7 protein-coding genes are annotated in these 6532 nt (G+C 30.2%); 2 read left to right on the top strand and 5 right to left on the bottom strand.

The window, feature by feature from the left end:
* Together N5D03_RS14425 and N5D03_RS14420 are read right to left on the bottom strand one after the other, a co-directional pair.
* Nucleotides 1–1466: tetratricopeptide repeat protein (locus N5D03_RS14425; RefSeq protein ID WP_280052057.1), on the bottom strand; the 1466-nt coding region annotated here is incomplete at its 3' end.
* Between the two features lie 445 nt (nucleotides 1467–1911).
* Nucleotides 1912–2331, bottom strand: coding sequence for a hypothetical protein (locus N5D03_RS14420; RefSeq protein ID WP_280038173.1), 420 nt, complete (start codon nucleotides 2329–2331; stop codon nucleotides 1912–1914).
* 44 nt (nucleotides 2332–2375) lie between these two features.
* Here N5D03_RS14420 and N5D03_RS14415 point away from each other — a divergent pair, with 44 nt between their 5' ends.
* Nucleotides 2376–2771: an ecotin family protein gene (locus tag N5D03_RS14415; protein WP_280052056.1), complete on the top strand. Its 396-nt coding sequence runs from the start codon at nucleotides 2376–2378 to the stop codon at nucleotides 2769–2771.
* Between the two features lie 126 nt (nucleotides 2772–2897).
* On the opposite strand, the gene N5D03_RS14410 is transcribed toward N5D03_RS14415, so the two are convergent.
* The 3 genes from N5D03_RS14410 to era form a co-directional block, all read right to left on the bottom strand.
* Nucleotides 2898–4142: a DUF445 domain-containing protein gene (locus N5D03_RS14410; RefSeq protein ID WP_280052055.1), complete on the bottom strand. Its 1245-nt coding sequence runs from the start codon at nucleotides 4140–4142 to the stop codon at nucleotides 2898–2900.
* An 83-nt stretch (nucleotides 4143–4225) separates the two neighbouring features.
* A complete protein-coding gene (locus tag N5D03_RS14405; RefSeq protein ID WP_280052054.1) occupies nucleotides 4226–5014 on the bottom strand; it encodes a universal stress protein in 789 nt (262 codons plus the stop codon).
* Nucleotides 5015–5124: 110 nt separating this feature from the next.
* Nucleotides 5125–6012 carry a GTPase Era gene (era, locus tag N5D03_RS14400; RefSeq protein ID WP_038334822.1) on the bottom strand — a complete coding sequence of 296 codons (888 nt, stop codon included), beginning with the start codon at nucleotides 6010–6012 and terminating at the stop codon, nucleotides 5125–5127.
* Between the two features lie 222 nt (nucleotides 6013–6234).
* Here era and N5D03_RS14395 point away from each other — a divergent pair, with 222 nt between their 5' ends.
* On the top strand, nucleotides 6235–6504 hold the full coding sequence (locus tag N5D03_RS14395; RefSeq protein WP_038334819.1) for a hypothetical protein: 270 nt from the start codon (nucleotides 6235–6237) through the stop codon (nucleotides 6502–6504).
* Nucleotides 6505–6532 lie beyond the last annotated feature (28 nt).

Genomic DNA, 6532 nt, shown 5'->3' with positions numbered 1-6532 from the left:
TTTTTATTATAGTGTTTACTGATAACCTCGGAAAGATATTTGGTATTGGTTCCTAATTGAATTGCCAACAGGGAAATGCTGAGCTCTTTGTTGGTGAATTTCTCAGACTTTTCAAATTTTTGAAGTTTTTTGATGAGTTCCTGCTCCGTAGTGTCAGATATAAAACTGGTTTTTGGGGCTTCATCATTTTGATAAATGGGTTGCTTATTGGATTTTTGGTATTGATTTTCCTTCAGAAAATTAATATCGGTAATGGTATTTTTTTCATTTAATTGTAATTCGAGTTTGGAAATGATCTGTTGGTAAAGCAGTTTCTGTTTTTCTTTTTTTCTTTTTAGATAAACGTATAATCCAACTAAAGCAGATAGAGAAAAAGCAATTAAACACCAAATGACAGCAATTCTTGTTTCTGCTTTTTTCTCTGCTTTTTCTCTGTCTTTTTCCAGATTGTTTACAATTACGTCTACCGCTTCCACTTTGTTATAGTCCAACTGCTGGGTTTGCAGCATTTGCAGTTTTTCATATTTCAAAGCTTTCTCTCGATCTCCTCGTTTGGTGTAAAGATTATTTAATATACGATAGAGTTTTAATAACTTGTCTGAATATTTGTCTTTCTCAAAAATAGGTAAAGCGTTCTGAAAATACATTTGAGCTTCTTCCAATTTGTTATTTTGATATGACAATTCGCCTAATGCAAGTTGGGAAATACCATATAATCTAGGTATTTCATTATGGAGATTGGGAATGGCTTCTACTTTCTTTATATAAAATTTTGCCGAATCAAGGTTTCCTTGTTGTGTAAATGTTGCAGAAATATTGTTATTGAGTCCACCATACCGATCAGCATAATTATAAGTATCTAGATTTTCAATCCTTTTTAAAATGGATAACCCTTTTTTATAATTTTCTATAGCTTCCGGATATTTTTTCTGTTTCTTTTTTATGCTCCCCAATTGGCTGTAAGCATCTAAAATCAATAAATTACGATCTTTTTCGTTATTCAAACCTTTGGCTAATTCAATCTGTTTGAGTGTAAGTTCCTCCGATTTTGTAAGTGCATCAATAAGAAAATAGGCATAAGCACGATACGAATTAAGGTCTGCGTGTAAGAGCTTATCATCTACATTTTCTGCTTCTTCTGCAGCCTTGTCTATAAAAACAATCATATTGTTGTAATCTCCCTGTATTCTGTACACTTCAGAAACAAATATTAATAGATCGGCTCTATTGCTTGCATCTTTTTCTATTTTGTAATCTTTTTGCCAACGATTGAGGATTTCATTGGGGTTATCTTTAAATAAATTAGAATAATTTTTATAATTGAACTGCCCAAAACCTAAACTAAATAATAATAGAAATGCGCAGGCATTTAATTGCTTTTTTTTCAATATTCCGAAAACTCCAGAAAATAAATTTTTAAATTTTCCGAGTTTAGAAGTTTTAAATGAATAGTAGCATTTTGTCATATTTAGTTTAGGTTATATATAAAACGAAAATACGAAAATATAGTGTGAATTAAAAGAAGCAGGAAAATCAGTTTTTTTTGCAAGTGTACTGAATGTGTATTGGAAAAAAGCGGTTGGAAAAAGAATGAATTTTAGTGAGAGAATTCTTATTTGGAAAGTCTCAGCATTAAATATACATGATGCTTGGGTTCTTTTTCAAATCTAAAAGTTTCTGTTTCACAATTCAAATTTAGGTATTAGATGTCCATGTTTTATTGAAAACTTACAATTCTTTAAGATTACTCCTTCAATAATCTGTAGTTACTGCTAGTTTTGTATTATTTTGGAATAATCAAAAAACAAATGAAAAATAGAAAATAAAGAACGATCTTTTTTCTTGTGTTCTGATAAATACGATGCATCAAAACCATTTTTAATCATTAGATTTTCTAGCTGTTTAATAGTTTCAATATCCGAATTTGAAGAAAGTTTTTGATTTATTTTTCCGAATAGCATTATATGAGTTAAAGAAGGATTTTGTATAATTCCTTTCAGTAAATTTTTTTGTGTCTGTAACATATTCCGTAACTGATGAAGATGTTAATCTTTTGCATTCAATTGCAAAATATGGTTTGGTGTTTTTACCCCACGAATTTTTTTGTGCTTTATCTATGATATGAATATCAATAGGATCATTATGTAATTTATCATCTACCAAACCCCTGTACTCCTCAGAAACTTCCTTATTAACTGTAAAATGATCTGTTTCATGTTCAAACAAACAAAGCTCATTTTCAAGATAATCATCAACTAAACGGTTTCTTAAATAATCCTCTTTTTTTATTTCACAAATATTTAACATTCCCTCACACAACCATTCACCCAACTTTCGCATCTTACTAATAGAAAAACAAATAAAATCAAATTAGTATGAAACTTAGAAAAGTATTTAGCGTTTTAGCATTATTAATGGTTATGGTAACATTCGCACAAAAAAATATGAAAATAGATTATTCAATGTATCCAAAAGCAAAAGATGGATATGAACAGAAAATTATCACTTTAAAACCACAAGCCAATGAAGAAAACTATTTAGTTGAAATATTTGCTGGGAAAAAAACAAAGGTTGATTCTTGTAATCAATTTTTCTTAAGTGGAAGTTTTGATCAAAAAACTGTTGATAGTTGGGGTTATGATTATTTCAATTTCGAAACTGATGGAAATATAGCAGGAACTTTAATGGGATGTAGCGACAACAAATCAGTCGAAAAATTGTACACGCAAAATCTTTGCAGACGCGTTACAATAGCAAATTACCAATCGTAGTTTACGTACCAAAAAGTTATACATTAGAAAATAGAATTTGGAAAGCAGATGAAAAACTTAATTTAGTTAAGTAATATTTATAGTTGTTAATTGAAAAAGCTCGAGAGATTCTCGAGCTTTTAAATTTTAATGAAATACCAATTGCGTAATCGTGTAAATAACTAAACCAACAAGTCCTCCAACCAACGTTCCGTTAATCCGAATAAATTGCAAGTCTTTCCCAACTTCCAATTCTAGCTTTTCGCTCAACTCTTTTCCTTCCCATTTATCAACGGTATTACTAATCAAACTTTCTACTTCTTTGACATTTCGTAAAATCATACGGTAAATAAAATGACGCACCCAACCATTAATCTTATCAATCATTTCTTGGTTATCGTTCAAATTCTCGGTCAATTTTATTATATTTTTTTTAATGTAAACTTGCATTGCAGAATTATCATCATCAAAACTTTCAGTCAAATTTTGTTTAATCGCCAACCACAAATCCAAAGCATAATCATTCAATCGTTCTTTTGTGATAAAATCATCTCGAAGCGATTCTAACCTAAATTTCCAATCGGGAGATTCTTTTATATTCTGAATATTTTCTCGGATAATTCGTTCGATATTATGACGAATTGGATGCTCTTTGTCCGCTTCAACCTCATCCAAAAAACTAACCACGCCTTCCACTACTCCTTTCGATATTTTTTTACCAGCAAAAAATGAAATGACAGGATGTTTTTCATTTAATTTATCTTTAATAATCAAATCACTTTCTAAGATATACTCTTTCGCTTTTGGAATGATTGCTTCTAAAATTTCGTCGTGTTTTTCCTTTTCTAAAATATACTCTAAACTTGATGATACTAATTCAGGTAAATCAAATTGTTTCAAAATTTCATCACCTTTCAAGGTTATAAAATCAACGACATCTTTATCATTTAAATCTTTGACAATTTTCTTGGAGAAATTAATCAATTCTTCTTGCAACATTTCTTGATTCGTAGCTTTATTCAACCAATCTGCTGCATATTTTACAACTTCTAATTTCTCGATATATGGACGAATTGTAGATGGTGTCAAAAAATTCTCAGTTACAAACTGTCCCAAATTATCTCCGATTGCATTTTTACTATTTTCAATCAGATTTGTATGCGGAATTTTAAGTCCAAGCGGATATTTGAACAAAGCTGTAACCGCAAACCAATCGGCAAGCGCACCAACCATCGCTGCTTCGGCAAATGCTTCCACATATCCGATCCATTTCACAGGTGAATGTTGACTTAGATAAACCATCAAAAAGTAAATAAAAGCCATCAAAATGAATAATCCTGTCGCAATAGCTTTATGTTTTTTGAGGTTTTGTATTTTCTGAAGTTCCGTCATAAAAGTGTTTTGAAAATTTGTTGCAAAAATTTAGCCAATCAAAAAAGCGGAGAATTCTCCGCTCAAATTTTTGTGTTTTTGATTTATTTACTTTCCTGAAAAACCAATAATGCAACATTTGCACTCGATAATAATCGTTGGCTATGATTGATTGTAAATAATCTTTCGAAAGACGATAATTCACGGTGAACAACACCTAAAACATCGATGTTGTTTTTTGTACAATAATTGATTAAACCATCTTCTACATCTTTATTCGGTTCAATTGTAATCATCGCTTCAGGATATTCTTCTTCCCATTCTTTTTTCACGCTTAACATTTGTGGAGTAATCGATTTATCATCAACATGTACAATGTTCAACAATTTATCGTAACGTTTTGTCACTTCTTCCATTTGCGATAAAGCTTTTGCTTCTTTTTGATTGAACAATGTAGCGTAAGCAAAATTTCTTTCTTCTTTAAATTTTACATTATTTGGAACAACCAACACAGGTGCAGGCGAATTGTTAATGACATTTACCGTGTTAGAACCAAAAAACTTTTTGCCTAAACTATTTTGTCCATTCGTTCCCATCACCACGTATTGTATATCTTCTTTGTTGATAATATCCAAAATCATCAACAACAAATCGCCAACAACCAAAGAACTCTCTATTTTAACGTGTTCAAGATTATTTTCTTTTGCAATATTTTTAAGTTTATTGATATAATTTTCGAAGTTTTCTTCTGTAACTTCAAGATAATTTTTAAGATTTGATTGTACCGAGACTAACTTAATATTAGTTTTGAGAACTTTTGCAAGGTTTAACGCATACAAAAAAGCATTGTTCGCTGTTTCCGAAAAATCGGTTGGAAATAATATTTTAGCCATAATAATTAAATTCTAGAATAGATTTTGTTCTATAAATTTACAACTAAAATTTAGGTAAAGCCACAAAAAAAGTCTTGATTTCTCAAGACTTATCTATTTTTTAATCGTTTTTAATAACCAAAACGACGCAAATCATTCTCTTTGCTTCTCCAATCTTTTCGCACTTTCACGAAAAGTTTCAAGAATACTTTTTTATCAAAGAATTTTTCTAATTCTTCTCTTGCTTCTTTTCCTACTTTCGATAAAGACTCTCCTTTATGTCCAATAATAATTCCTTTCTGAGAATCGCGTTCTACAAAAATTTCAGCTTCGATAGAAATTAAATTCAAATCTTCTTTGAAGCGTTCTGTTACTACCTCAACAGAATAAGGAATCTCTTTTTGATAGTTTAATAAAATCTTTTCGCGAATTACTTCGTTTACAATAAAACGCTCCGAACGGTCTGTTAATTGATCTTCTGGATAATATTGTGGCCCTTCTGGAATAATTGCTTTGATCTTATTAATCAACAAATCTACATTCACGTTTTCTTTTGCAGAAATAGGTAAAATCTCTGCTTTTGGTAATAATTCGTGCCAATATTCTACCGCTTCATTCAATCGATCTGGCGTAGCTGTATCAATTTTATTCAACAATAAAATAATTGGTGTAGATGTTTTTTGCAGACGTTCGAAAACTTGTTCATTTTTCAATCGTTTTTCTCCAATTTCTACAACATAAAGAATCACATCGGCATCCACCAACGATTCATTTACTGCATCCATCATTTTTGTTTGCAGTTCATAAGCAGGATCCAAAACACCAGGAGTATCCGAAAATACAATCTGATAATCTTCTCCTGTCAAAATACCTTTGATACGATGACGCGTCGTTTGCGCTTTATGTGTTGCGATAACCAAACGCTCTTTCATCAACATATTCATCAAAGTAGATTTCCCAACATTTGGATTTCCTATGATGTTTACAAAACCGGATTTAAATTTCTTTTCGTCTGACATTCTGCAAATTTAGTGATTTCTATAATATTATTTCAGATTAATATGTTGAAGAAAAGATTAATATTCTAATCCAATTTTAATTTCATAAAATTGATTTTGGTCTGTATTTTGAATAATTCTAATTAAGTTCAAAAAAATATGACGAAAGTTATGGTTTATTGAAAAATATGATTAATTTCATACATGTGTTATGGAAGATTAAATTAACCAAAATTTAAAAAAATGATGAAAGCAGAACTTATCGAAAAAGAAGAAGTAAGAAACTATAAATTTTTAGACGCGCCAAAAGACGAAGTAACGGTAGAGGCAAACAAATTGAATGGTGCAGTAAGATTAGGAAACGAATTCAAATCGAAAGCATATATTACATTTCAAACAGATCAAGGTCCTAAGAAAATTGAGACGACTGTTTGGTCTGTTACGGATAAATTTTTACAAATTAAGAATGGAGTTTTGATTCCGTTAAAATCTTTAATTGATATTCAATACTAAAAATTGTTTATTGCTTAAATTAAAAAAG

Origin of the sequence: Empedobacter sp. GD03861, from assembly GCF_029840885.1 — a bacterium.
In the GTDB taxonomy this organism is placed as follows: domain Bacteria; phylum Bacteroidota; class Bacteroidia; order Flavobacteriales; family Weeksellaceae; genus Empedobacter; species Empedobacter falsenii_B.
The sequence above is the reverse complement of the archived record's forward strand: the minus strand, read 5'-3'. Positions and strand labels throughout refer to the sequence as shown.